At 43.9% G+C, this 24,398-nt stretch carries 24 protein-coding genes and 1 tRNA gene; 9 read left to right on the plus strand and 16 right to left on the minus strand.

Annotated features, from left to right (window positions below; genetic code table 11):
- Positions 1 to 41 precede the first annotated feature (41 nt).
- The 7 genes from K2Q13_RS02830 to queD form a co-directional block, all read right to left on the minus strand.
- Positions 42 to 323, minus strand: coding sequence for a hypothetical protein (locus K2Q13_RS02830; protein ID WP_292919145.1), 282 nt, complete (start codon positions 321 to 323; stop codon positions 42 to 44).
- Between the two features lie 163 nt (positions 324 to 486).
- Complete coding sequence (locus K2Q13_RS02835; RefSeq protein ID WP_292919146.1) at positions 487 to 2,862, minus strand: fatty acid cis/trans isomerase; 2,376 nt, start codon at positions 2,860 to 2,862, stop codon at positions 487 to 489.
- Between the two features lie 306 nt (positions 2,863 to 3,168).
- Positions 3,169 to 4,284: an alanine dehydrogenase gene (gene ald / locus K2Q13_RS02840; RefSeq protein ID WP_292919147.1), complete on the minus strand. Its 1,116-nt coding sequence runs from the start codon at positions 4,282 to 4,284 to the stop codon at positions 3,169 to 3,171.
- 21 nt (positions 4,285 to 4,305) lie between these two features.
- The gene (locus K2Q13_RS02845; RefSeq protein ID WP_292919148.1) at positions 4,306 to 5,046 is read right to left on the minus strand and encodes an SDR family oxidoreductase; all 741 of its coding nucleotides are present in this window, start codon (positions 5,044 to 5,046) and stop codon (positions 4,306 to 4,308) included.
- Between the two features lie 37 nt (positions 5,047 to 5,083).
- Positions 5,084 to 5,734 (minus strand): ankyrin repeat domain-containing protein, encoded by a 651-nt coding sequence (locus tag K2Q13_RS02850; RefSeq protein ID WP_292919149.1) that lies wholly within the window; start codon positions 5,732 to 5,734, stop codon positions 5,084 to 5,086.
- Positions 5,718 to 6,500, minus strand: a complete 783-nt coding sequence (locus K2Q13_RS02855; RefSeq protein WP_292919150.1) for a TatD family hydrolase — start codon at positions 6,498 to 6,500, stop codon at positions 5,718 to 5,720. The genes K2Q13_RS02850 and K2Q13_RS02855 overlap by 17 nt, the downstream gene beginning before the upstream one ends.
- Before the next feature lie 21 nt (positions 6,501 to 6,521).
- Positions 6,522 to 6,971, minus strand: a complete 450-nt coding sequence (queD, locus tag K2Q13_RS02860) for a 6-carboxytetrahydropterin synthase QueD (RefSeq protein ID WP_292919151.1) — start codon at positions 6,969 to 6,971, stop codon at positions 6,522 to 6,524.
- A 66-nt stretch (positions 6,972 to 7,037) separates the two neighbouring features.
- On the opposite strand from queD, the gene K2Q13_RS02865 reads away from it, so the two are divergent.
- On the plus strand, positions 7,038 to 7,877 hold the full coding sequence (locus tag K2Q13_RS02865; protein WP_292919152.1) for a radical SAM protein: 840 nt from the start codon (positions 7,038 to 7,040) through the stop codon (positions 7,875 to 7,877).
- Positions 7,878 to 8,177: 300 nt separating this feature from the next.
- Positions 8,178 to 9,875, plus strand: a complete 1,698-nt coding sequence (locus tag K2Q13_RS02870; protein ID WP_292919153.1) for an alginate export family protein — start codon at positions 8,178 to 8,180, stop codon at positions 9,873 to 9,875.
- An 81-nt stretch (positions 9,876 to 9,956) separates the two neighbouring features.
- On the opposite strand, the gene K2Q13_RS02875 is transcribed toward K2Q13_RS02870, so the two are convergent.
- Positions 9,957 to 10,883 carry a hypothetical protein gene (locus K2Q13_RS02875; protein WP_292919154.1) on the minus strand — a complete coding sequence of 309 codons (927 nt, stop codon included), beginning with the start codon at positions 10,881 to 10,883 and terminating at the stop codon, positions 9,957 to 9,959.
- Between the two features lie 185 nt (positions 10,884 to 11,068).
- Positions 11,069 to 11,962, minus strand: coding sequence for an alpha/beta hydrolase (locus tag K2Q13_RS02880; RefSeq protein WP_292919155.1), 894 nt, complete (start codon positions 11,960 to 11,962; stop codon positions 11,069 to 11,071).
- A gap of 277 nt (positions 11,963 to 12,239) precedes the next feature.
- Between K2Q13_RS02880 and lpxK the strand changes: the two genes are divergently transcribed.
- The 3 genes from lpxK to K2Q13_RS02895 all read left to right on the plus strand — a co-directional run bounded on the left by lpxK (position 12,240) and on the right by K2Q13_RS02895 (position 14,956).
- The gene (gene lpxK / locus K2Q13_RS02885; RefSeq protein ID WP_292919156.1) at positions 12,240 to 13,250 is read left to right on the plus strand and encodes a tetraacyldisaccharide 4'-kinase; all 1,011 of its coding nucleotides are present in this window, start codon (positions 12,240 to 12,242) and stop codon (positions 13,248 to 13,250) included.
- 326 nt (positions 13,251 to 13,576) lie between these two features.
- Positions 13,577 to 14,806, plus strand: a complete 1,230-nt coding sequence (locus K2Q13_RS02890; RefSeq protein WP_292919157.1) for an aspartate kinase — start codon at positions 13,577 to 13,579, stop codon at positions 14,804 to 14,806.
- 57 nt (positions 14,807 to 14,863) lie between these two features.
- Positions 14,864 to 14,956 (plus strand) — tRNA-Ser (locus K2Q13_RS02895).
- A gap of 152 nt (positions 14,957 to 15,108) precedes the next feature.
- Here the strand turns inward: K2Q13_RS02895 and dinB are convergent.
- The 6 genes from dinB to K2Q13_RS02925 all read right to left on the minus strand — a co-directional run bounded on the left by dinB (position 15,109) and on the right by K2Q13_RS02925 (position 20,033).
- The gene (dinB, locus tag K2Q13_RS02900; protein WP_292919158.1) at positions 15,109 to 16,266 is read right to left on the minus strand and encodes a DNA polymerase IV; all 1,158 of its coding nucleotides are present in this window, start codon (positions 16,264 to 16,266) and stop codon (positions 15,109 to 15,111) included.
- A gap of 166 nt (positions 16,267 to 16,432) precedes the next feature.
- Positions 16,433 to 16,612 (minus strand): hypothetical protein, encoded by a 180-nt coding sequence (locus K2Q13_RS02905; RefSeq protein ID WP_292919159.1) that lies wholly within the window; start codon positions 16,610 to 16,612, stop codon positions 16,433 to 16,435.
- Between the two features lie 316 nt (positions 16,613 to 16,928).
- The gene (locus tag K2Q13_RS02910; RefSeq protein ID WP_292919160.1) at positions 16,929 to 17,027 is read right to left on the minus strand and encodes a hypothetical protein; all 99 of its coding nucleotides are present in this window, start codon (positions 17,025 to 17,027) and stop codon (positions 16,929 to 16,931) included.
- A 407-nt stretch (positions 17,028 to 17,434) separates the two neighbouring features.
- Positions 17,435 to 19,048 (minus strand): transposase family protein, encoded by a 1,614-nt coding sequence (locus K2Q13_RS02915; protein WP_292919161.1) that lies wholly within the window; start codon positions 19,046 to 19,048, stop codon positions 17,435 to 17,437.
- Positions 19,049 to 19,129: 81 nt separating this feature from the next.
- Complete coding sequence (locus K2Q13_RS02920; protein ID WP_292919162.1) at positions 19,130 to 19,675, minus strand: transposase; 546 nt, start codon at positions 19,673 to 19,675, stop codon at positions 19,130 to 19,132.
- A 34-nt stretch (positions 19,676 to 19,709) separates the two neighbouring features.
- Positions 19,710 to 20,033, minus strand: coding sequence for a transposase (locus tag K2Q13_RS02925; RefSeq protein WP_292919163.1), 324 nt, complete (start codon positions 20,031 to 20,033; stop codon positions 19,710 to 19,712).
- Positions 20,034 to 20,188: 155 nt separating this feature from the next.
- On the opposite strand from K2Q13_RS02925, the gene K2Q13_RS02930 reads away from it, so the two are divergent.
- Genes K2Q13_RS02930 through K2Q13_RS02945 form a run of 4 tightly spaced genes read left to right on the plus strand, consistent with a single transcriptional unit; the run spans position 20,189 to position 23,928 of the window.
- Positions 20,189 to 20,407 carry a hypothetical protein gene (locus tag K2Q13_RS02930; protein ID WP_292919164.1) on the plus strand — a complete coding sequence of 73 codons (219 nt, stop codon included), beginning with the start codon at positions 20,189 to 20,191 and terminating at the stop codon, positions 20,405 to 20,407.
- Positions 20,408 to 20,454: 47 nt separating this feature from the next.
- On the plus strand, positions 20,455 to 21,429 hold the full coding sequence (locus K2Q13_RS02935) for a radical SAM protein (protein WP_292919165.1): 975 nt from the start codon (positions 20,455 to 20,457) through the stop codon (positions 21,427 to 21,429).
- An 11-nt stretch (positions 21,430 to 21,440) separates the two neighbouring features.
- Entirely contained in the window at positions 21,441 to 23,441 is a 2,001-nt protein-coding gene (locus tag K2Q13_RS02940) for a RiPP maturation radical SAM C-methyltransferase (RefSeq protein WP_292919166.1), read from the plus strand.
- The gene (locus K2Q13_RS02945; RefSeq protein ID WP_292919167.1) at positions 23,428 to 23,928 is read left to right on the plus strand and encodes a GNAT family N-acetyltransferase; all 501 of its coding nucleotides are present in this window, start codon (positions 23,428 to 23,430) and stop codon (positions 23,926 to 23,928) included. Before K2Q13_RS02940 ends, K2Q13_RS02945 begins: the two co-directional genes overlap by 14 nt.
- 111 nt (positions 23,929 to 24,039) lie before the next feature.
- Here the strand turns inward: K2Q13_RS02945 and K2Q13_RS02950 are convergent.
- Positions 24,040 to 24,398, minus strand: a 359-nt coding sequence (locus K2Q13_RS02950) for a transposase (RefSeq protein WP_292919168.1), incomplete at its 5' end; no start/stop codon positions are given.

A 24,398-nucleotide genomic window follows, 5' to 3' on the forward strand; every position in this document is an offset into this window, starting at 1 on the left:
AAATCGTTCAGATCCGGACACTTTCAAGCCAGAATCTAGAACTAGGTAAAAATCAACTTATCTGAGAATTCCCTGTGAGCAATGCTTTCCAGATATTTTCTGGCCCTTTCACCCACGCCCGCACCATGTTGCAAATAGGATTGCGCTGCTAACTTGGGTGAATAATTACTCACCACATAACCTTGATCTTTAATATCTGTTGAAGTAAGTGAAGTCACCGCCAATTTGCCCTTACCTAACTTAATCACAAGCAATTTCTTCCCGCTTGTAGCAACGATTAATGCCGTATTTCGATGTTGATTGATAATAACAGTGGGTTGCATAGCAATGAAAAACCTCAGAGTGATGAGTGATTAATACCAAACCAAAATATGCAGCAACAAATTACTTCATCCGCTATTTCTAACTTTGCTCGCCTCACACTGAAGGCTTCATAAAATACGGGCTACCGCACATAGCGATTGATCGAATCCAATCATCGCCATGTCAGAAATTTTCATAGCGGTTAATGTCAAATATACCCGCTATCAGAGGTTGCCTCTCGCTCTGCCAGGCAGTAAAGTCATGCAGAATTTCCCAGAATTGCGGATGTGTTCGCCGCACACCCCACGTTTCTACGATATGCTCAAAATGTTCCATCTTCTCAGCATTACCCAGCAATGACGCAAATTCCTCGATTTTAGCCGCAGGCACATCAAAAATGAAATTAGGATAGCTGCCAATAATACCCGGATATATTGTCAGTTGGTCTTTCTCAGGCTGATATCTGAACTTCTCACCCAGCATGAATGCAACATTGCTATGTGCACGGTCTCGCAGCAACGTATATACAGTGCGCTCATTTTTCTCATTTTTGACACGTATAAATGTCACATCCGGCAACTGCTTGATACCACTCAAGTCAGCTGCAGGCCGTGCTGCAATAGTGGATAAAGCGGCATCCGCATTTTGTACCCACTGCGGCTCATTCGGTCGACTGCACTTTGTGCTTTGACAACGATTCAGCGGATCGAATGACATGGCATTAACCGATTGAAAACGCCTTAGAATTCTAGTAGCCAACTCTTGCTTTGGATTTCCTGTGGTAAAAATTTCTGCTGACGGCGACTCATCGTCTATTTTTTCGTAAACAATTCCGAATTTCAACCTGCCCAAATCCTGATACCAATCATGCAAAATGGTTTCACGTTGACCGGCAGGCATCAAGCGCATGAAGTTATGTTCCGAACCATTGCGTATCAGATCGAAATAAAGCCGAGTCAATAGCTGATGTGCAACATTACCGAATACATCGAAATTAACCACAAGTTCATAGTAAGTTCGCTCAAGCAATGGATAATCAATTAACCAAAGCGTCTGCGGAATATCACCGACAAGTCCTTCGACTACCGAGGCGCTATTATGGTGGCGGAAAATGGTCAATAGCGCATTCTGATTTTTACCATCGCCATCCCAGATATGCGCGAGCGAAGCACCTTGCCGTTGCTGTGACACATACTGATCCTGCCGCAATGCCAGATAATCGTTATGTCGCTTAAGATAATGCAGCCAGTTTTCCCCCATTGCGAGGAGATCATCGTTTTGTCCGGGCATTCCCAATAAAGGAATGACTTTACGCTGATAGGAAGCATCGGTTACAAAAAGATCGGATTCCGGGTCCTGAAACAATGTCCAGAAATGATCGCGTATCACATCGGTAGCAATCTGGCCACGGCAAACCGGACCATGGATGAAAGTACGCACGAAATATTCCGCATTATCCAGCATGAACTGATAACGAGCATAAGCCGGAATATCAGCGAAAGTCACAAACGGATTGGCGCGTTCTGTATAGCTGTAGCCTGGCAAATCACCCATTGACCAGGGTTTACTAAAAAAAAGCGCATCAATGCGCTGCCGTTTCGCCTGATCAAGTGAATAAGGAATACGCCGTTTGTGCACGATGCTACCCGCAATCGGACGCAGACGGTAAAAAAAAGGCCCCATGGGATCGTCATTCGGATTGACTGTGGCTATGGGTTCGATGTCCTCACCGGATGGAGTCGATGAGCGCAATAACTCAAAGAAACGCGGCTCTCCGTCCAGCTCGGAAAAATACAGGGATGCCACAAATAGATGTTCAAACAACCAGCGCGCCACAAGTTTGTTGCGTTTACCATGCTGATTAAAAAACAATTCCCATTCCTCAATTGCCTGAATCTCGCCATTAGTAAGTGTAATAAACTCATCTGGAATCACCGCGCCTTGCTTGACCCATCCGGCCAAAAGAGAATATTCTTGGTCGCTAAGACCGGTTACCGCAAATGGCATGCCACTCAACGGGTAATCGTGCGCATAATCTGCAAATTGCTCACTCGAGACACACTGGCTCTTGCGACCAATGCCCAGCTCAAGAGAATCCGGCAATTTGCTGTTGGGTGGAAATGGATACTGCTTTGCTAACGAAATCATGCCTGCTATCAACGCATCCGACTGTTTATTCTCGGCTTGCAGAACCGAATAAAAGCCGCGTTCTCGCCAACCGGAAATTGTCTGTTCATCGATACCCAGCCGAGTGGGTTGCATTGCTTCAGTGCGTGCCCCGCCATAGATTGATTCGCGAAAAGCGCCCCGCAACAATCCCTTCGATCCTTCTAAATTAAGTTGGCACGGCGCATCGTAACAACTGTGGCATGTCAAGCACTTGGTCTCAAGTATCGGTCGGATTTCTTTAGTATAAGAGACTGGATTTTCGGCAGGCGCAGGCAAAGCAACTTTAACCGGCGCAGGCGTGTTGTTGAGCAGTGTAATGTCGTTATTTTGACAAGCAGACAGTAAAAAAAACAAACTTACGAAATACATCCATGGACGAAACATCCACATCAAAAACCTCATATCTTGAATTGATCGAAGAAATCCTAATTTATTGCTTGTTTACAATACCTATAATATCCTCACATGCTGGGAATCCCGGTTACGTGACGGTCTTAACAAACCGTTGAAAAATGTTTTTGAAGCAGCAGATGCAAGGCAAAAAACAAGTGAAGAAGTACAGTTTATGCCTAATAAATGAGCATTTTTAGCCTGTTTTTAACACCGCAGCGGCAATACAAACAGTTTTTCCAACAACCTGTGAAATATAAACTGAGCTATGAATTGGATGCTCAGTAGCCGGATAAATGGTGAGTCTTAATTCAGTACATCCATTGCAGGCGTGTAATCCAACCTTAGATCGCGCGCCACTGCTTCATGCGTCAATCGGCCCTGGCAAACATTCAGACCATTGCGCAAATGCGAATCATCCATCAGTGCCTTGCGATACCCTTTATTGGCAAGCGCCAGCACAAACGGTAATGTCGCATTATTCAATGCAAAAGTGGAAGTCCTTGCAACCGCTCCCGGCATGTTGGAAACACAGTAATGCACCACACCATCGACTGTAAAAATAGGATTGGCCAGTGTAGTGGGTTTGGAAGTTTCAAAACAACCACCTTGATCAATCGCGACGTCAACCAACACAGCACCACGATTCATGCGCTTAACCATTGCGCGCGTCACCAGTTTGGGCGCCGCTCCTCCCGGGAGCAACACTGCACCGATCACCAGATCGGCACTTGAAACATGCTCTTCCAGTGCATCCACGGTTGAAAAGACAGTATTGATTCTGGAACCATACTGAAAATCCAGTTGCTGCAAACGATGAATCGATTTATCCAGCACCGTAACATGCGCCTCCACACCCATGGCAATACGTGCAGCATTGGTACCCACCACACCACCTCCTATGACTACGACACGCGCAGCAGGCACGCCGGACACCCCTCCGAGCAGCATGCCTCGCCCCCCCTGATCCAGCTCCAGCGCATGGGCTCCCGCCTGGATCGCCATACGTCCAGCCACTTCACTCATGGGCGCCAACAGCGGCAAGCCGCCGAAGCTATCGGTGACGGTTTCGTAAGCAATGGCGATACAACCAGAATTCATCAATCCTTGGGTTTGTACTGGATCGGGCGCCAGATGCAGGTAGGTAAATAATACCTGCCCTTGGCGCAGCAACGAAACCTCAGCAGGTTGCGGCTCCTTGACCTTGACGATTAAGTCAGCTTTGGCATAGATCTCCTGCGGTGTCTCCATAATCACCGCACCTGCACTCTGATACGTGTCATCGTCCAAATCAATTTGTAGTCCGGCGTTCTTTTGCACCATAACCTGATGGCCATGGGCAACCAGTTCGCGTACCGCTGTCGGCGTCAGCCCTACACGGGATTCATGAATTTTAATTTCCTTAGGCACGCCGATACGCATTTGATTCTCCGATCCTATCTGTTAAATAATTCCGCCATTGACAGCAATATTTTGTCCAGTAACCCAGCGTGCTTCATCGCTAACTAGAAACGATACCACTTGGGCAATATCATCCGTTGCACCGATTCGCCCTAATGCTGCCATTTCGGACATGCGTTCTATATCTGCTGCGGTTTTCCCGGTGCGAAATAACTCCGTATCGACAGGACCCGGTGAAACAATATTGGCGGTGATACCACGCTTTCCCACCTCGCGTGCAAAAATACGCGTCAACTGCTCCACAGCGGCTTTGGTCGCGGCGTATGCGCCGTATTTAGGCAGCATCATGCGCGTCACGGTACTGGATATAGTCACAACGCGCCCATAATCCGCCAGCTTTGCAGTCGCCTCACGCAAAGTATAAAAAACACTCTTAAAATTGATATCGACGATGCGCTCAAATTCATCGTCGCGGATTTCGGAAATTTCCTTAAACAACAGGATTCCGGCATTATTTATAAGAATATCGATTTGACCAAACTGTTCGGCAGTTACAGTGAAAAGTTTTTGCACCGCGATCGAATCACTGACATCGGCTTGCACCACCGTGCACTCGCCGCCTGCATTGACAATGGCTGCACAGACTTTGTCTGCAGCAATCTTGTTTTCTACATAATTGATGACGACTTTTGCGCCTGCCTGAGCTAGTGTAAGCGCAATTTGTGCACCTATCCCTCGTGCAGAACCCGTGACAATAGCAACTTTTCCCTGTAAGGATAGCATCGTAAATTTTTACCAGGATGCAATTTGCATAGCCGATTTACTTGGATTCACCATAGTTTTTAAGGAATTTCACGATACTCTGATGATTTTGTTTTTCAGCCCAAGACATGGCATTGTCGCCATGCTCATTTTTAATCGTTAAATCTGCACCATTTTCCAATAGCAAGGAAACCGCATTCAAATGATCGTCTCTCACTGCCATCATCAAAGCAGTTGTTCCATTATCCGTGGTCGAATTAATATCAGCACCGCCACTCAGTAACAAACGAATAATCTCTGGATGCCCGCCGGATGCGGCATAAATTAATGGATTCCACCCGCTGTGATTAATTTTTGCCCCCTTGATATAGAGCTGTTTTACCATTTCGGTTTGACCGTGATAGCTAGCCAGCATGATCGCTGTTTCGCCATGACCATTTCGAATATCCAATTTAGCGCCTGCCTCAATTAAGATTTCCGCAAGCTTCAGATTTTTGTTTTTTGCGGCAATCATCAATGGCGTGTAGCCTTCGATATCAGGGATATCGGGATTAGCGCCTTTGTTAAGCAATCTCGAGACTTCGAATAAATTGCCTTTTTCAATGGCCCAGATTAAATCTTTCTGAACCCCGGCAGAAACCGTCAGCGACCAACTCAAAAATACGACTGCGACTAAAACCAGGCTATGTGATCTAAGTAGATAAGTCATTTCGGGGAATTTTAAATAAGTTAAAAAAATTATTGGTTGTTGCGACAGCAATATCACCTAACTCCACTGTGCGTAGACGCGCGATTTCTTCCGCCACATGCCGCACAAACGCAGGCTGATTTTGTTTGCCACGAAATGGCACCGGAGCAAGATAAGGCGAATCGGTTTCAATCAGCATTCTATCTAACTGGATGCGCTTGGCAACTTCTTTTAATGCAACTGCGTTTTTAAATGTCACGATACCTGAAAATGAAATGTAAAAATTCATCGCAATCGCTTGCTCGGCGACTTCCCAGCTTTCGGTAAAACAGTGCATCACGCCACCCACTTGGCTAGCTCCTTCCTCCCGCATAATGCGTAAAGTATCTGCAGCCGCAGAACGCGTATGAATGATCAATGGTTTATTTGCTTCCAATGCGGCACGGATATGTTGGCGAAAGCGCTCACGCTGCCACTCCAAATTTCCTTGCAAGCGAAAATAATCTAAACCGGTTTCACCGATGGCAATGACTTTGGGATGATTGGCCAACCTTGCCAATTCATGCGCTTGTGGTTCAATCTGATCTTCATAATCAGGGTGCACGCCCACTGAAGCAAACAAATTGTGATGTGTTTCTGCCAATGCGCGTACCCGTGGAAAATCAGGCAAATTGACGCTGACACATAACGCATGCGTGACCTGATTCCTCTGCATATTAGCTAATAGTTGATCAAGGTCTTTAGCAAGATCGGGAAAGTCCAGATGACAATGTGAATCTATAAACATAATAATAAAAAAATTTAAAAGTTACCGTATGCTGCGCACTGCATCGGCCCAACAATTGGGTGTTTCAAACAAACGCACTTGCTCTAATTGCAGATGGTTGCCATAGCTATCCTGATAAGCACCATCCAAAATATTAAACGCAATAAGAGCCAGATTCTCCGCAGTAGGCTGAACATCCAGCACAACCGTTTTATGATCTTCAATTGATTGCAAAAAATGCAAAACTTGCTTATCCCCGGAATAAACCAGAAATGCATGATCCCAGTGATCCACTAAAACGGTCTTTGCAATTTGCTTCACTTCGGAAAAATCCATGACCATGCCTTGCTGTGTTACGCCTTCGTCAGCGATAATGTTACCCGACAAGGTAATTTCAATACAATAGCGGTGCCCGTGCAAATGCCGACACTGGCTGTTATGCGTTGAAATGCGGTGCCCCGCGTCAAATTCCAGCCTGCGTGTGATTAACATACGTACAATTTTGCTTACGTTAAATAAATAAATGAGATTGTAACATTGCAACTAGAGCCTAACTTATTGAATACGACTAACCACAGCCGCGACAGTGCCGGGCTCACTTATGTTTATCCGGTCATATCGCGGCGTGCTGGCGGTGTCTCGATCGGAATTAACCTGAATCCTAATAATGCCTGCAACTGGCGTTGTGTGTATTGCCAGGTGCCGGAACTTAAACGCGGTTCTGCACCGCGCATTGATCTGAATAAATTGGAAATTGAATTGCGATCATTCTTGCGTGATTTGATCCATGGTGATTTCATGCACAAACAAGTACCTCCGGAAGTCAGAAACATTCACGACATCGCCTTATCTGGTAATGGTGAACCCACCAGTGCAAAAGAATTTGATCAAGTTATTGAATTGATCGGCCGTGTCAAAAAAGACTTCGCATTACCGGGAGATTTAAAAACCGTATTAATCACCAATGGCAGCTTAATTTATCGACCTACTGTACAAGCAGGGCTAAAACAGATGGCTGAGTTGAATGGCGAAGTCTGGTTCAAATTCGATCGCGCATTGGCAAAAGAGAGACTCTATATCAACAATACATCAATCAGCCTAAGAAAAATTAATGATCACTTACGGATAGCCACTGCTTTGTGCCCCACCTGGCTGCAAACCTGCGTTTTTCAAATCAACGCCATGCCCCCTGCAGAAGAAGAAATAGTCGCTTATTTAAATTTTCTGCAACAACTAATTAATAATGAAATTCCGCTCCAAGGCGTTTTATTATATGGCATAGCACGCCCGTCGCTACAACCTGAAGCGGCACAGCTATCAACAGTGGATGAATCCTGGTTAGCAGCTTATGCCAAAAGAATTGAAGCACTTGGCATAACGGTAAAAATTAATTCGTAGTATCAACTACTCGAATTTTCTACTGTCATCACAAATTTATCGCTATGTGTAGCCGATTTACAACAGAATGATCTTTCTTGATATTAATCAATACTTACATTTTATGTAATTGATATTAATATAAAACATTAATAATTATCTAAGCTGAAATTTATAAAGAGGTTATATCCAGACTTTAAGAAAAAAGCTTATCGCTTATAATGGCAGTCTGGATCATTCAAGAAAAACAGTACCCTGCCAGCAACAATGTTTGTCCTCTGTAATAAATACCGTATTAATCCCAATAACAGGAGTTTCGTAATGAATTCATCGCGTGTGTTTTCTTTTTCAGCAAAACCTTCCGCTGAGTTAAGAATACATTGGATAAAAAAGATACAGCATAAATTATTCAATATAGGCTTTAGTATTGCTGCTATGTATCTGGTTTCTCAGGCTTACGCAACAAGCCCAGCTCCAGCAAACACCAATACCGGCGCGCCGACAAGTTCAGCTTCCGCCGCAGCACCGCAAGCTGCAGCGAGTCAATTCGATATGTCGAAAGTACCCCCGATCAGCCCAGCGGCACGCCCCGGCTTATTTATGTTACCTCCTACGGGCCCTGGTTATTTTTCACTCTGGGATTTAATAACGGGTAATAAACGTGAGAAACCACCTGTTGCGCCCTACGCGCCGTTTGCGCTTTTAACTACGCCGGCATATGACATCGACTTTCGGTATCTGGATAACCCAGATCACGAAAAAGATCTTTTTGATCCAGTCAAAAGAATCCATTTAGCCAGTGATTGGCTGTTATCCTTTGGCGGTAACTTCTGGTATCGCTACATTCATGAAACAGACAGCCGCTTGAATGCAGAAGGCACCAATAACGATTTTCATATGCTGCGCACGCGCTTCCATGCTGATTTGTGGTATCGCGATCGAGTACGCTTATTTGCAGAACTGCTTGACGCCCGTGCTTTTGGTTCTGAGCTACCTCCACTGGTAACGGATCGGAATCATGCTGATATTTTAAATATGTTTGCCGACATCAAGCTAGCCAATATTAATAATGGTCCGGCGTACATTCGCGTTGGTCGACAAGAGCTCATGTACGGCTCACAAAGACTAATCTCCACGCTGGATTGGGTTAATACGCGCCGAACATTCCAAGGCGTGAAAACTTTTTGGCGTACTGCAGAATGGGATGTCGATGCTTTCTGGATGCGCCCGATGGTAATCGAGAAAGGTAATGTCGATAATTGGGATACACAACAAAACTTTTTTGGCTTGTGGGCAACAAATAAAACAAGACCTGGGCACTTAATCGATCTTTATTTTCTGAGCTTAATCAATGATCGCAATCTTGCAGCCACTAATGTACTCGCCGGAAATATTCTGCAAGGCAATGCTGATACACATACGATAGGTGGTCGCTTGGCTGGAAATTATGACAATTTCTTGTATGAACTGGAAGGCATGTATCAGTTCGGCCAGCGATCCAACCTCGACGTTTCCGCTTTTGCTGTTGCAACGGGCCTTGGCTATCGTTTACCGTTACCGATGAATCCGCAAGGCTGGATACGTTATGATTTCGCATCCGGTGATAGCAATTCCAAAGATGGCCGAAGCAATACATTCAATCAATTGTTTCCGTTCGGTTACTACTACCTGGGCTTCTTGGATCGCATAGGGCGCCAAAATATGCATGACATCAACGCACAGTTTACTATGCAACCAATGCCCTGGATAACATTCATAACGCAATATCATCGTTTCTATTTGGCTAATAATCGCGATTTTTTATATAACGCTGCTGGTCAAGCAACCTTGCAGGACGTCACAGGTCAGTCAGGCAGTCATATCGGAGATGAACTTGATTTCCGCTTAAATCTTCATGTGAATCGTCACCAGGATGTAATGGTGGGTTATTCAAAAATGTGGCGTGGTGAATTCCTGGATAAGCAAAGACCGGGAATCTCTCCTGATCTTTTCTATGTTCAATATAACATCCGTTTCTAGGCTTTTTCAAATCTGCAAAACACCACCGGATAATGCCGGTGGGGTCAACTTGATAATGAGTAATAGCAAGCGACCAACAACTTAAAATTCATGTGTACTGCTGGCCTGCCACCAATCCGCAATAATTTTTCCTGCTGCGGGATTTACTAGGTACCCGTACGAACGGTGGCAATTCAATCCCTCATTATTTCGGTAAAAATTATAAATTCCATTGCAGTGATCTTTGATGGATTCAATAATTCCCATTTCTCGCATCGGCGCAAAATCATCAGCAAGCGCCTGGTCAAGCGCTGTAATATCTCCGACAGAAGATATATTTTCCCAATGTCGGATGTTGCTTGGATATCGTTTCCCCCCGATTTGGTTATTACCTGTTAACCGGCGCTGTACATAATTCATACCCAGTGGACTACCCATCGTCAGGAATAAATCAATTTTTCCGGGCAAACACTCTAAATGCGACAGCTCCCATAAGGTGTCGTAGGCAATTACAGAACCCAGACTATGACCGATCAACAGCACTTTGTCATTGTTTGCCAGCATCGGACGCAGTTCTTGTTTCAATAATTCACGAATCTCGGAAGCAATATTATTATTGTTTTGAAAATAGCGATTAGTTTCTAATGCAGCTGATCGCAAAGGTTCGTGTATCAAGCGCAGAAAGCAAGGAAGATAATCTACGATGTTATACAAAGCGCGGTCCAGCTTGCGATGCCATGCATCCGCTTCTCGAATATCCTGTTCTGTAGGACCATGTTGGTTGATTAAAGCATCAATCCACTCAAGCTCACTACTAATATCTTTATTTAGATGATAATAAGGGTAATTCCAAGCGACCAATCTAAAATTTTCCGGGTGCAAACTCAGGTCTGCGGCTATTTCCGGCTCAGCACGACGAACACCTTCAAGTAAAATACGCCATAACAACTTTTTATGTTCATTAGCGGGTGGTTTTGGGTTTTTCCCAGGAATGAAAATAATCTGTCGGTGGTTTATTTCGTTAGTCATGTTGAATTATCACTTTGATGCGATCAGAGCTATAATCTGTTGATCATTTTATATAAGTCAATACCAGGTCATAGAGTACAAGTGAAGAAGACACTGCCCATAATCCAGATTGCGAACAAGAAGTAAAAACGGGGCAAATCACTATTGGCAAAGGCTACCACGTACAAAAAACCACCTAGCTAAACTCAACAAGCAAACTCATTCAAAATAAAATCCCGCACAATTTTAATCTGGTTATCATCCATCAGCATCGGAGCATGACCGATACCGGGTAATTCAACTACTTTAGCCTTTGCTCCGCGTACTTGCATTTGCGCGGCCGTCTCGGATGACAAAATATCGGAATTCATTCCGCGCAATACCAAAGTAGGAACATTGAGTTGATCCCATTGCGCCCACAAATCAATATCTGTGATTTCGTGTGTTTTAAAACTTATTGCAATCCTTGGATCGTAGCGAAAGCCGTAAGAACCATCGGGGTATTCACGAGCACTATGAATCGCCATATGCTCCCATTGCTCGTCAGTTAAGGGGCCAAAAGAAACCGAAATCAATTTCATGTAGTTTTTAAATTCCTCAAAACTAGCAAAACGAGGATCTTTACCAACATAATCAGCTATTCTTTTCAATGCTACCGCTGAAATTAAAGGACCCAGATCACTTATCACTAACCTGTTAATTGGAATTGGTAAATTTGATTGTAGCGCCATCACCATACCAATCAACCCACCCATAGAAATACCCACCCAATCCAGCACTATCGGTGTAGTAGTGTATTGAGATCTGAGATGATTCAGTAGCGAAATCGCATCCGCAAGATACAACGGGTAATATTCATAATCCTGCGCTTCCTGCAGCCAATCACTCTGACCACGGCCCACAACATCAACACAAACTACCCGGCAATCCGCTTGAAGTGCACGCGCCAGATAATCGAAATCACGACAATTACGCGTCAATCCATGAACACAGATCACAATATGTGGATTGTCACGATCACCCCAGTCAGTGTATGCAATATGATGGGGTTCTCTAGGCTTATCATCAGCTGACAGGGTTGGCACAAGTAATCGATTCACAGGTATCTTCATGAGCTTATTATGTTACCTTTCCATTTTCAAAAATATTACATTATCTGTTATAAGATACAGCAAGGAAGATTTTAAACAACCGTCTCAGTCATCAATGTAAATAAGTATCTAACAAGCTATTACAGCAAATTATTCATGATTCGCTAGATTTCATCACAATTTTTATTACCTGTTGAATATAGGCCGTGCCAAAGTTATCACGCAGCGTTTGATCTTTTTCTCAATTCCCAATCGGCCCCAACTAAATCTTGGATAGAAGTAAATTATGAAATTATCTGATCTCTATTGGCATCGCATCACACCTCTTCATTTTCTATTGTGGCCAATCAGTGTCCTGTATGGTTATTTCCTGACATTGAAAAGACTGTGTTATTGGCTAGATATTTTTCCTTCGGTCAAATTACCTGTCCCTGTCATTACGCTCGATAGTATCAGTGTTGATGATGACAGCAAAACACCCTTGTTGCTTTGGCTAGTGGATTGCTTGATAGCTCAAGGTTATCGGCCAGGAATTATAATGCGCGACAACTCCGACAATCCAGATTTACCACGTGAAATAACTCCGAATAGTGATCCGCATAGTATCGATGGAAAAACATTCTTATTAGCCCATCACTGCCAGGCATCCTGTCCGGTGTGGATTGGCAACAATAGAGTAGCCACCGCCCAGGCACTACTAAGTACCTACCCTGGATGTAATATCATTATCTGTAGTAATGGAATGCTACATTATCGACTTGAACGCGATATAGAAATCATAGTCGTTGATTTTAGTGAGCATAGTTTTGGCAATGGACTCTTGGTGCCTGCAGGGCCGCTATGTATCAATCTCAACCAGTTAAGAAAATCCGATATCATCGTGACAAATGGAGTGCCAAACCATCATCTAGACATCAGCAGGTTGGGTAAAACCTATAATATGCAGCTGACAAACGAAATGGTCTATAACGTGCTTAATCCGGAAATTCAGCAATCTATTTCCAGTTTTAAAAATAGGCGGTTACATGTTGTTACCGACGCCGATAACTCTCGTTGGTGCTTTGATTTCATACAAAAAATGGAACTCAATGCAGAATTACACTCCTATACAGAAAATCATCGATTCAGCCAACACGAGATTAATCTCACGGAAGCTGATGCTATTCTCATGCCTGAAGAAAATGCGCTACAGTGCAAAAAATTTGCGAATGATAGGCTCTGGGCTTTGCCAAAGAGAGCATGGATTAATAGCGAATTACAAGGGAATTTACTAAAAAAACTTAGCAATAAAAGCTAGCATCGCGAAACCATTAAGTTTCTGAGATTTATATGAAAAACTAAACCATATGAAATTGTGAATACAGACATTTCTATTTAAATTTTAGTAGAAATGATTATCTAGTGATCAATGCTATACCGTCAAATAATATACTCACGCTTATTCCAGTATGTGCTTATATATACAATGATTTCTCACAGGATTTCTGTTTCCTCAAGTTTTGATACGCTTACGATATGAAAAAAAATTCATCACATTCAGAAAAGCTAAATCTAGTTTTCTTTAAGGGAAATGTGTAGAATCTTGCGGTTTTCCAATTCAGAAATTAAGCGAGTCATTAATCTGTGGCCTTCTACGTACAAAAATATGGTGGCACATCAGTCGGAAGCACCGAACGGATCAAGAATGTTGCCCGTAGAGTGGCAAAATTTCACTCGCAAGGACACCAAATTGTAGTTGTCGTTTCAGCCATGAGTGGTGAAACCAATCGCCTGATCGCATTAGCCCACGAAGTACAACAGAATCCTGATCCGCGCGAATTAGATGTAATGGTCTCCACCGGCGAACAAGTATCCATTTCATTATTAGCAATGGCATTAATGGAACTTGATATCAAAGCCAGAAGCTATACAGGATCTCAAGTTAAAATTTTAACTGACAGCACACACACGAAAGCGCGAATATTAAATATTGACGAGGGCAGAATTCGGGATGATCTTGCTGCCGGTTATGTGGTAGTTGTTGCGGGATTTCAAGGTGTAGACGAGCAAGGCAGCATTACAACACTTGGCCGAGGTGGATCTGACACTACTGGAGTAGCACTGGCCGCGGCTCTAAAGGCTGACGAATGTCAGATTTATACTGATGTGGATGGAATTTACACGACAGATCCACGTGTTGTAGCGGAAGCAAGAAGGTTAAACACCATAACCTTTGAAGAAATGCTCGAAATGGCAAGCCTTGGCTCCAAGGTCTTGCAGTTAAGGTCTGTCGAGTTTGCTGGAAAATATAAAGTAAAACTGAGAGTTTTATCAAGTTTTGAAGATGAAGGTCAAGGCACTTTGATTACTTTTGAGGAAGATGAAAATATGGAGCAGGCAGTCATTTCAGGGATCGCATTTAATCGCGACGAGGCAAAAATTACTGTATTAGGTGTTCCAGATCATCCTGGTATTGCTTATCAAATTCTTGGACCCGTCGCAGATGCGAATATCGATGTGGATATGATCATACAAAACGTAGGTCACGATGGCCTGACAGACTTCTCCTTCACTGTTCATCGTAATGAATTTAACAATACGATGAATATTTTGAAAGAAAAAATTCAACCTCATATTGGTGCACGTGACGTACTCGGAGGTGATAGAATTGCGAAAGTATCAGTTGTGGGCGTTGGAATGCGCTCGCATGCTGGCATTGCCAGCAAGATGTTCCGGGTGTTAGCAGAAGAAGGAATTAATATACAAATGATCGCCACTTCTGAAATAAAAATCTCAGTTGTGGTTGATGAAAAATATATGGAACTAGCAGTCAGGGTTCTGCACAAAGCATTTGATCTTGAGCAAGCACCCTGAACTAAATCTCAAGAACTGATCAATAAACTATCAAACGATTGCATTCAATCTAATAACGGAGAGATGGCCGAGTGGTCGAAGGCGCTCCCCTGCTAAGGGAGTATAGGCACAAAAAGCTTATCGAGGGTTCGAATCCCTCTCTCTCCGCCAAAGACCTAGTGTCCAAGCGGATTTAAAACAGATTGAGTATTAATTACCATCAATACTACCATCAAAAAAAAGATGAAAAATTCTGGATAATTTTATTTTCATTCTTTAACGAATCTAGACTCAATAACATATCCTGCTTTAGTTGTAGCCAGTTAAGGCATTAATGGTAATTCTCTTTGTGGCGAAGCTTCTGCCGTCAGTAAGGATTTGCTGAGAGAAAGAGTGGTGACTCGCACGCCAAGTAGCCTCAGTTTTTTCTTCAGCGCTACACGTTGTAAACATTCTCCCGCTGCACGACGAATATCGGCTGGATCGGCAGTGTGCGTAGTCAATGTAATGTCTCGTGTGACCGTGTGAAAATCCTCGAATCTTAGCTTGATGCCGATGGTGCGCCCGGCGTAACCTTTACGTTGGAGATCTTCTGCTACGCGTGTGCACAGCGCAGTAAATGTCCCAGATAAGGCAGGTCGGTCATGAATGGGATGGAGGTCTTGCTCAAAGGTAGTTTCCCGGCTGATTGATTTTGGTTCAGCGTGCATAATGACGGGACGCGTATCAATACCATGTGATGCATCATGTAACCAATGAGAGTAACTGCGGCCAAAATGGGTTTGTAGAAAACTCAGTTCAGCTTGTGCTAATTCGCTAATGGTGGTGATGCCAAGCGAAGCTAATTTGTCGCTTACTTTGGGGCCGATGCCATTGATTTTACGCACGGACAACGGCCAAATTTTATCAGCGATGTCATCCATGCCAATGATGGAGATGCCGTCAGGTTTGTTAAGGTCAGAGCAAATCTTTGACAGCAGCTTATTTGGTGCAATGCCAATAGAGCAGGTGAGGCTGGTTGCATCATAAACAGCTTGTTTGATTCGTTTTGCAAGCACTAAGGTATCAACTGTCGACTCACTGAGATCAATATAAATCTCATCAATACCGGTATTTTCAATCATGGGGACAAGGCTGGCAACAGCCGCCTTGAACAGCCGTGAATAATGACGGTAGCTGTCAAAGTCAGCGGGAAGAAGAATAGCATCAGGGGCAAGTTGTGCCGCTTTCATAACACCCATACCTGAATGCACACCTTTTGCCCGTGCTTCATAAGTTGCTGTCGTTATCACACCGCGTCCGGCATATTCACGTAGTTGATGAAAATATTTACTGCCGTTAGCCTGTTGAGTGGGTTCATGTTTGGCTCGTCCGCCGATCACGACAGGCAACCCAATTAATTCCGGATAACGAAGCAGTTCGACGGAAGCGTAGAAAGCGTCCATGTCGAGATGGGCTATACGTCGTGACTTAACATTCATCGTTAATACAGCAGTAAGATTTTATCGATCATCACACTCCCAAAGTATAAATTCGTCGATGTTATCAGCCGCATTCTCCACATTAAAGCATTAAGTAAAGAAATTAGCGGGATATTGAATAGCCCAACCGCTTGTGATTCGACCAGAGCAAGCATAACTTGCGCGATTATTGATTTCGCTTTATCAATCGCGGCCAACGGTCATGAATCCAGACAAATTCAGGTGGAGTTGCTTCAGTAACCACATAGACTCGTTGCTCGTCGCTTCTTTCAGCCAACAGTGCCTGAACCACCATGCTGGCATCCAGTGGTATCCAGTGCGATTGACCATCGTGATCTTTTTCCATAAAGCTTTCAGCTGGAATCAGTACTGGTCTTGGACGCCAAGGTTTCCATTTGCCCGCCCTAATAGAATTCAGACGTGCCCAGCCACCATTTGGAAAACTTCCAGAACCCTCGTTTTTACGCTTACCCTAAGTAACCCAAGTTACATCACCCTGCCGCAGCAACACGGGCAGCCTAGCATTAGGTTGAGGGAAGTAGATCTTGTGATCTTGGTATTGAATGCCACCGCACATAAAAATATTATAGCCAGCAATCAGTTATGGTTTCATTTTAAATGCTTCCGCAAGGAAACAATCAGCATTTTAATTTCTTGTTACTTTAACTGATGGCTCTAATGCCGCGACACTTGGGAAACTCAGCGCATCCCCAAAACATATTTCCAGAATTCACGCCCTTCTTAGCTATGCGTTTCACCATCGCATTTCCACATTGCGGGCAACTCGGTTCTACTGCCGATATAACTGGATTAAGTGATGAATTATTCTGTTCGGCAACAGGTATACCTAAAGAGACCTTTGCAAAACACACCTATATAAAATTTAAGCCAAAGATACTGCAGTTTTTACAGCAATCTCTGGATTTTCAGCCGATTTTAATCAAATAAATTGAGAAAATATCGTCCTTTGTTGCCATTTGCTGCTTAAAAGACGCACGTTTCCTGTTTTTCTAAACTTTGTATGATATTAGACGACAATTAACCTGTCCGGTCCGTATTGCCTCAATCAAAAATCATACTACTATTTTAGCGGCACACCTCATCACAAAAAGTTTAGTTTCAAGGCCTGCGAGTAGTGCTTGCCCAGTATACCTACAGTACGATCATGTCAGTAATTAAGTGATTTTGCTACATCCTTTTTCCCACAATCCAAGTTAGTCTGAATGTCTGCATCTATACTGGAGAAAGTCAGTGGAGGTGCCATTTGATTAACCATGAGTGCTCGCAATGTTTTTTCATGACCTTCTTGTTCCTGGCGCCACTGTGCAACTCTTCTTTGCAGAGTCCGGGTTTGACCAGTGGAAAACTGGTTTGGGTATTTTCCCATGACCCACTGTATAATTCCGCTGGCTGTAGTCTCTGGCATCAGCTCTAGCCGCAATCGAATCTCATCCCAAACATTTTCAAAAGGATCTTTTCTCGTTCGCCAGGTGCGAGGAGCTTTTCTTAAGTCTACCTTTTCACTTGTGTGATAATGACGATGTAAATTACCGCACTTCCTCGGTTGCATATTTTGATCGTCAATATCATCTTTGCTGACGACAAAACTGGATTTTGCACTGCCGTTTTTGTTCCAGGAAAATTCCCATAGCTTATCTTGTAGCATTTCTAGCTGAGTCAGTATATTGACAGGGTCGAGTGTTTTATACTCTGCAGTTAACGAATCTTTCTTTGCTTGACTAATATGCTCAGAGAGAAGAATTCGTTGAAATGGCGTCTTTGCTTTATCGTATTTCTTTGATACTTTAGCCCCTTGCCGTTCTTTCTCTAACAGCTTCAGTGATGGTTGGAAGAAATTAACATACTTTCTCAGTACGCAATACAATTTAGCCAGCGCTTCCCAGGCTTCTCGACCTTCGAATCGGTCATAACCCACCAGTCTACGCACTACCGAGCCGTTCTTTTCCTCAACATGAGCCTGGTCGTTCTTACGGTGTGTTCGCGCCCGAGTAAAGGTAATAAATCTATCTTCACAGTAGTCTAGCAAGTCATAGTTGATAAACTCACTACCGCAATCAGTATCTAGCCCTTGCAAGGGAAATGGCAATAATTCGTCAGCGACTCGCAAACCGTCAATAACATCACTGGCGCACTTTCGCAGCAATGGCATGCATTCTAACCATCCCGTGGATATGTCAACCAAAACCAGTGTGTTTAAAAAAGCGCCATTAGTGTTTCCACCACAATGCGCGACCAAGTCAGCCTCCAGGAAACCTGGAGTGACATCGTCCCAATCAGCAAATGTCCTTACCTGAATTTGATGCTTTAAGAGATTGCCACGACGCGTGGTGCTGATGCTTCTCTTGATGTTCTCTCGCTCCGGCCTCAACATGCGATCTACAGTTGCGGGACTGATGCTGAGCAGGTGTGCTCGCACATCTGCTGGTAACCGTAAGTGGCCATGATGCTCCATGGTCGTTACCAGCTGCGGTAGAAACGGCACGAGACGCTTTGAGCAAATTTGGTTAGCGGTCAACCAGACTGAAATTAAAGCTTGTCGTACTTGTTCATCATACTTCTGGGATGCTGGCCGCTTCTTTGGTAGGATTGGCATCTCAGCACTGTTCAACAGCTGAATGGCATATTTCCGCTCGTAACCTGTGGCAGCAACAAATCCATCCAATAACTTACTCCTGTCCGCCCAATTCGCATTATGATACTTCTGCTTGATAATTGACTGCAACTCCCTCCGAGCATCCAGACTCATTGATTTCATCATCATCTAAATCTCCTTTCTTATCGTTTCAAGTTGGTTTGATTTTAGATGAGGCAACGGCTCCTAAGTAGTATGGTTTTTAATGAGTCAATGCGCAACGTAACGGGATTTTGTAACCAGGCGATTGCGTTGCAATTGCCGCTGAGTGAGTGGTTTATTCTTTACCGCTTTGTCCTGAATGCCGTTTTTGATGCCGCGTGCCTTTAGAGCCGCTCGGTGTTTTTGGCTACAACAGGCTTTATCAGCGTGTACCCGTGTTCCGGGTTTGATTGCGGCTTTATCGAGCAAATCCAACATCGGCTGACTGTCATGCTGATTGGCGGCTGTGGTTTGTATCGCCAGCACTAAACCGTTGTCACTAACCAAGGTATGTTGTTTATAGCCAAACACTGATTTGCCGCCCTTCTTTACCCAACGAGCTTCCGTATCGACTCCCGGTTGAGTCACTTCAACGACCTGCATTGCCGCTTTGGCTAATGGTTCATCATCTTGTTCTTCGCGGTCACTAACCCCTTCACAGGAAGGCTTAGTCTTTGGTTTACGCGGGCTATGTGTGATGCTCGCGTCAATGTGGCAGCCGGTCGTAACGCTCACATTGAGCGCGCTGATCTGTTGACTGATCTGTTCCAGCAAGCCATCCCAGGCTTGATCGGCGGTTAAGCGGGTTCTAAATCAGAGATAGCACCGAATGATCAGGCACTTCATCTTCGAAAAATAAATTAAGGAAGCGCATGACGTACAGATTGGCATTTGCCCTATCTTCAACCGCTTCGTCGCTGAGACCACCATGCCAGACACCAACCGGCAACATTTTGAATAATAGCAGTCCAGGATAGGCCGGGCGGCCTGTTGCATCAGATTTAGGAGAATGATGCGGGTTAATGGCTGCTTCGATAGGCTTCCAATCGATCAAATGATCAATTTGATTCAGAAAGTTGCCTTTGCGGGTACGGCGAATGACATCAAAAACTGAGAAACGCATAGATTGCATTTAACCGACTGATTAAAAGCTCTATTTTACTACAAAAAAACATTTCGGATGAGGGTTTGTTTTGCAAAGGTCTCTCAAAATAATGCTTGACGTTAGAAACGTAAAGTGTTAATAAAGATATACGGTAATGTCGCCGTATCTTTAGGGTATATATCATGGGAACCGAACATATTGCAGCTATTCTCAAGAAAGCAACAACTGATGATGTCTTCCGTCTTGCCCTTGCTAAGGATCTAAATAAGACGCTGGACGCTCATAATATCGAACTTACTAAGGCAGAAATGGATGCGCTCAAAAGTGTAAACTTCAAAAAACCGCTGTTTACAGACATTGGAGGAGCGGCAGCGGCAAGTTGGGTTCATGTTTACAGCTAACTAAGGTTTTACCTTTAACTAAATAAACAGTAATCTCGGGAGGGAATATGAATCTTGGAATTCTTCTTTGGAATACATGTAATGCTGCCTGCAGTCATTGTGCTGTAAATTCTGGCCCTTCCGAGAAATCTGTTATGACGGACGATCAAATATTTGAACTGATCGATGGGGCGTTCTACGATTGCTCCCGCCCAAAGATTGGGTTGTCGGGAGGCGAGGCATTCGCATTTTTCGATAGACTCTGCAAAATTTGCAGGTATGCAATCAATAAAGGAGCAATTGTATCGGTTAATACCAACGGTTTTTGGGGGACATCTGCTGAGGAGGCGAAGAAAAAAGTACAAATAATAAAAAGTATTGGTGTTAGTAGACTCGTCGTTTCAATTGACGAATTCCATCAGGAGTACATAGATGTTGCACGACCGCTTAACGTCATTCGAGCCTGCAGAAGTGAGCATTTGGAAGTGGAGGTGCAGTTCGTTGCCACCAAAGCCACTTCCCGACTTGCCGATTTTTTAGCCAAGCACGGCGATGACTTATTAAACATCAGATGCAGAGAAATTCCATGTCATCCTGTGGGGCGGGCTGCAGAGAAAATCGACGCAGGACATCTTTTTACTAGCAATGAAATCCCCACCGGAAAATGTCCTAGCCTTATTCTATCTGCTTCTGCAGAAGGAAATATAATTCCGTGCTGCAATGCTGCAGGCCACCTCCCATCTTTGCAGCTCGGCACTGTAGCTGATGACATTTCTGATATTCATCGAAAATTTGTAGAAAGTCCGCTTTCCTATGTGATGGTGACGCAAGGACCACAAGCTTTTATACCGGCTGCGGAGAAAGCGGGTTTTAAGCATCGTGATGGGGGTTACATAGACCAATGCCATTTGTGCTACGAGATATTCAAGAATCCAATTTACGCACTTAAATCGAAGAAAATGGCTCGTGAAATTTACGAAAAGGAGTTTTCAGAAAAATTGCTATCAGAATTTAATGAGGCGATGGAAAGTGTTAACGGATAAAGCTTTACGCTGTGAGAAAAACTGATCGGAACAGCAAATTATCCGTTGCCCTTGTAAATATGCCGGTGTCGTCGACTGGCTACCCTAATCTTGGACTTAGCCTCCTTAAGAGCCAACTTACTGACCGCGGGATAGCGTCCAAAGTTTTTTATTTTAATCTCATGTACGCAGATTTCTGCGATCTTGAATTAAACCGTGAGTTATCTAACGGTGCGCCAAGGCCGACAGATCTTGCGAGTGAATGGCTATTTCGAGAAATAGCCTGGGGGGCGAACTCTGATCTCGATTTACGTTATCTAAATGAAGTTCTACGCGGGCACAATCTTGATCATACTTCCAATGGAGTAAGACCTACCGAGGGCTTTATCGAAAAACTAGTGAGCCTTAGAATGCATTCAGACAAATTTATACATCGTTGTTTGGATTCGTGCGACTGGGGTCAATTTCGAATTGTTGGGTTTAGCTCAGTCTTTCAACAGCAACTTGCTTCTGTGGCACTTGCTAAATTAATAAAGAAAAAATGGCCTAACATAGTTATTGTCTTTGGTGGTGCCAACGTCGATGGTCCGGCGGCTGAGACAGTTGTCAATCACTTCGGACCTGTGGACGTTGTTTTTCGTGGCGAGGCCGACATCGCCTTTCCGCGGTTTGTTCAAGCTTTATTAGATGACCGGCCAATCGCTCAGATTGATGGCATGGTCGTTTCGAATTCGTTTGGCAAGTTACTCCGACGTAGTAGCTCTGCCGAGTCAAGTCAATCCGTAGTCCAATTTCATAAAAGTAACGAGCAAGTTAATCCGCTCATTACCCTAAACGATCTGCCTTATCCAGATTTTGAAGACTTCTTTGAACAACGTTTGGGCCGAGAACAGATAATTGAATCTCCTAGTTTGGTTTTTGAGGGATCGCGAGGATGCTGGTGGGGGGCAAAATCACACTGTACATTCTGCGGACTCAATGCTACTACAATGACGTTCAGACAAAAAACTTCAGAAAGAGCGCTGGCAGAAGTTGATTTTCTGATTAGTCGGTATGGAGGGATAACAAAAGCGTTTGTAACCAGCGACAATATTCTCCCTATAAATTACCTGAGAACTTTCTTGCCTAAACTGGTAGGGAGGCACAAAGGCGCTACTTTTTTTTACGAAATTAAGGCGAATCTTACTCGTCTCGATGTTGCCGTATTAAGTGCTGCTGGTGTAGACACGATTCAGCCAGGGATCGAAAGCCTACATAGTTCTCTGCTTACTATTATGAAGAAAGGAGTTAGCGGGATTCAGAATGTGCAGCTACTAAAATGGTGTATCGAATATGACATAAGACCACTTTGGAATATTTTGGTGGGATTCCCGGGTGCCAACGAATGTGTTTATTCTGAAATGGCAAGTCTTGTTCCTGCCCTATCCCATTTACCCCCCCCGAATGGAGTTGCTGATGTTCGTTTTGATCGTTTTAGCCCATATACCTACAATCCAACTGCCCACGGTTTGAGCAACCTAAGGCCCTACCACAGTTATTCACTTATCTATCCTCATCTACCACAGGACGAGCTAGGTAAAATCGCCTATTACTACGTCGGCGATTTTAATGAGAAAGATTCTATCCCTCGCAACACGCAGAAACTCCGACAAGAAGTCTCAAAATGGAAAGCAATACACAAAACTGCATCGTTGAGGTTATTGGAAATTGGCTCGGAGGGGCACGTATTCGACAACCGATGGGGACAAGCAACGCTACATAAAGTCAGTGATATTGATTGCGCTATTTTGAAAGAAACAAATGATATTCGTTCCATCTCGTCGGTAGTGCAGAAAATTTCTCAGCTCACCTCATATGATGGCGAATCTGTTCACCAAGCTATTCTTAGAATGGCATATGGCCAGAATCAATTAATATTAATAGAAGGAAATAGGGTACTAGCACTAACGCTGTTTAATGACTCAGATTCATCTCGAGACGAATCTGAGCCTGACAAACAATTGAGCGTAGGAGAAAGTTTTGAACTACCGTGACGCAGTTAACCTCGTTCCAATGCAAGAAACAGATTTCACAGCTTTTTCTACAAGAGTACTATCAAGTTATGCGGAAACAAATGTCCGTGCTGGGATTTGGTTGCCGGAAGAAGCATTATATCGATCTAACGCCGACTTAAATAAGCTATTACCGGATGGACAATTAACTGCAAAACAACTTTTCTTATCCATTATTGAGCAGAGCACGGGCAACAAGGTGGGTACAATGTGGGCCGGCCCGGAACCCGGGAGTAACGAAACTGTTTATTTTCTTTTTGACATTTATATTAATGAAAAATATCGTCGTCGGGGCTTTGCGTCTAAATCAATTAGAACATTAGAACGCACCCTCACGGCAATCAACGTACGTAGCATCAAACTGCAGGTTTTTGTATTCAATTTTGCCGCTAGGGAAATGTACGAAAGTCTAGGGTATTCTATTTACAGTCACGCCATGATAAAACATGTCATGGCGGATCCTGCGTAAACACCCGCATATAGGGTGCTAATAAACAAAAGGCTCTAAAGTTTCACGGGATTATGTTTAACCCATTGTCAGTAAAGACCTATAAATAGAGCTTACTCAGAAATTCAGCGATCAGATACGCGCTGCCAAGTAAGAATTCCGGCTTGAGATGAATTGGCAGTCACGCGCAAACGGAATTTTTCTGGGCATGCACTCTTCTGTCACCCAAAATGCTATTTTGGCAGCAAGATTCCTCAGGCAAATAAAAACCAGCGCCAAGATGAACAGGTTCATAACCAGGAAGATACTATTAATCCATGCGGCAGACGTATCAGCGCGCTTGGCTCGAATATTGTTGAGCCGATAACCATATTTTCCTTGGCCAAACTTTCCTTCAATTGGAATGCGCTCGCGATATTCCTGCCGGCGTTGTGCTTTCAGGCGTTTGATCTCATCTTTGTTTTCAGCTGTACTCTTTGGCGGACGCCCCA

This window comes from Nitrosomonas sp., from assembly GCF_019752095.1.
Classification (GTDB): Bacteria; Pseudomonadota; Gammaproteobacteria; order Burkholderiales; family Nitrosomonadaceae; genus Nitrosomonas.

Excerpts from the sequence above, each read along its gene's own strand:
- K2Q13_RS02830 (WP_292919145.1), bottom strand. The coding sequence starts at position 323 with ATGCAACCCACTGTTATTATCAATCAACATCGAAATACGGCATTAATC.
- K2Q13_RS02835 (WP_292919146.1), bottom strand. The coding sequence starts at position 2,862 with ATGTGGATGTTTCGTCCATGGATGTATTTCGTAAGTTTGTTTTTTTTA.
- ald (WP_292919147.1), bottom strand. The coding sequence starts at position 4,284 with ATGCGTATCGGCGTGCCTAAGGAAATTAAAATTCATGAATCCCGTGTA.
- K2Q13_RS02845 (WP_292919148.1), bottom strand. The coding sequence starts at position 5,046 with ATGCTATCCTTACAGGGAAAAGTTGCTATTGTCACGGGTTCTGCACGA.
- K2Q13_RS02850 (WP_292919149.1), bottom strand. The coding sequence starts at position 5,734 with ATGACTTATCTACTTAGATCACATAGCCTGGTTTTAGTCGCAGTCGTA.
- K2Q13_RS02855 (WP_292919150.1), bottom strand. The coding sequence starts at position 6,500 with ATGTTTATAGATTCACATTGTCATCTGGACTTTCCCGATCTTGCTAAA.
- queD (WP_292919151.1), bottom strand. The coding sequence starts at position 6,971 with ATGTTAATCACACGCAGGCTGGAATTTGACGCGGGGCACCGCATTTCA.
- K2Q13_RS02870 (WP_292919153.1), top strand. The coding sequence starts at position 8,178 with ATGAATTCATCGCGTGTGTTTTCTTTTTCAGCAAAACCTTCCGCTGAG.
- K2Q13_RS02875 (WP_292919154.1), bottom strand. The coding sequence starts at position 10,883 with ATGACTAACGAAATAAACCACCGACAGATTATTTTCATTCCTGGGAAA.
- lpxK (WP_292919156.1), top strand. The coding sequence starts at position 12,240 with ATGAAATTATCTGATCTCTATTGGCATCGCATCACACCTCTTCATTTT.
- dinB (WP_292919158.1), bottom strand. The coding sequence starts at position 16,266 with ATGAATGTTAAGTCACGACGTATAGCCCATCTCGACATGGACGCTTTC.
- K2Q13_RS02905 (WP_292919159.1), bottom strand. The coding sequence starts at position 16,612 with ATGGAAAAAGATCACGATGGTCAATCGCACTGGATACCACTGGATGCC.
- K2Q13_RS02910 (WP_292919160.1), bottom strand. The coding sequence starts at position 17,027 with ATGGTGAAACGCATAGCTAAGAAGGGCGTGAATTCTGGAAATATGTTT.
- K2Q13_RS02915 (WP_292919161.1), bottom strand. The coding sequence starts at position 19,048 with ATGATGATGAAATCAATGAGTCTGGATGCTCGGAGGGAGTTGCAGTCA.
- K2Q13_RS02925 (WP_292919163.1), bottom strand. The coding sequence starts at position 20,033 with ATGCAATCTATGCGTTTCTCAGTTTTTGATGTCATTCGCCGTACCCGC.
- K2Q13_RS02930 (WP_292919164.1), top strand. The coding sequence starts at position 20,189 with ATGGGAACCGAACATATTGCAGCTATTCTCAAGAAAGCAACAACTGAT.
- K2Q13_RS02935 (WP_292919165.1), top strand. The coding sequence starts at position 20,455 with ATGAATCTTGGAATTCTTCTTTGGAATACATGTAATGCTGCCTGCAGT.